We start from the raw sequence: 1,220 nt of genomic DNA, 5'->3' as shown, positions 1-1,220 counted from the left end.
GAAATATTATGGAGATTTTTAAAATATGAATGGATTGAATTTAGCGCCTATAAAGACCGAAAGAGCCTCCTCGCTTACGTTAAAAAAGTGCTGGACAATTTTGGAGGCGAGTATGTAATTAATTTTGCCTAGGTACTTATGTCAGTAAGATTAAAAATACAACCAGCAAGCTGACTATACAAAAAACAATCTCTTTTCGGTCTGTAGTCAAACGCAATCTTTGGTTATTCCAGGAGAAGAGACGGAGAACTAAGACTCCAGAAGCAACCAGAACCGAAGGAGGGTAAAAGAAAGCCAGTAAAATTAAAGAGAGTAAACAAGGAATCGTGGAAGAGCGAAGTAAGTAATAGATAAAGGCCAGAAAAAGAGGGTATAAAAAGCCTCTTGGGGTACCGGAACCTAAATCATCTTTTAACCACAGATTTTGATTGAGAAATAGTGTAGAGATAAATCCAGCCAAAGGTACGGGCAGAATTTGTAGGGAGACTCGATAGCAATAAATGGTAGATATTAAACCTAGGGCGATCGGTACGAGCTTATTAAAAACTATGGCGTTTATCCCCACCATTGACATCAATTTATAAAGACTCGCGAGACCCGAAGGAGTCAACCATTGATAATAGTTCATCAGGAAATCATCGGGAAAAAGCTCTGAATCAGAGAAGCGCATCATCCAAACGATAATACGGCGTGCGTCATCCTGAATACTGTACTCGCTACCGAAAGCGATTTGTAAGAATAAGATACTGTACAAAATAGAGAATACGATGCTGAGACTGAACCAGAAGGTTCTGGAAAGCATCAATTCTCTTAGAGGAGTTAAATCTAAAAAATACGAGTTCTTTGTCTGCATAACTACCTTGACGTTTTATCCAAGTATTTTACATTTAATACCAGGGTGAGCGCATCTCAAACGCTATTGACAATTAGCCCCTTTTGTGATCTGCTTGCTGTGTGGGCATTTCAAGTGATACCAGTCAATCAGAATAGTTACGAAATCTTAACATTGGGTCGATTTTTGCTTAACAATTGAGATGGCAAATTCTCCTCAAATATGCCTGAATGTACCTCTGGGTAAGCAACTCACATAAAGTTCATTTTGTCAAGGATTGTTAAGATGCGCCAGCAATTCCAAATTCAGAATGTAGCAAGGAATACAGAATACAAAACGCTTTTGCCCTGTAGCTCCCCATCCAAAATCAAGAAGAATTAACGCGAGT

Annotated in this window: 1 protein-coding gene and 1 pseudogene; one reads left to right on the top strand and one right to left on the bottom strand. The window is 38.8% G+C overall.

The window, feature by feature from the left end; genetic code table 11:
- A pseudogene (locus tag PX482_RS09530) lies at positions 1-132 on the top strand (IS630-like element ISMae24 family transposase); the annotation flags it as partial.
- A gap of 4 nt (positions 133-136) precedes the next feature.
- Here PX482_RS09530 and PX482_RS09525 read toward each other — a convergent pair.
- Entirely contained in the window at positions 137-853 is a 717-nt protein-coding gene (locus PX482_RS09525; RefSeq protein ID WP_288122365.1) for a hypothetical protein, read from the bottom strand.
- Positions 854-1,220 lie beyond the last annotated feature (367 nt).

It is taken from the genome of Microcystis sp. M53602_WE12 (genome assembly GCF_030065455.1).
GTDB lineage: Bacteria > Cyanobacteriota > Cyanobacteriia > Cyanobacteriales > Microcystaceae > Microcystis > Microcystis aeruginosa.
This window is presented reverse-complemented; position numbering and strand designations above follow the sequence as displayed.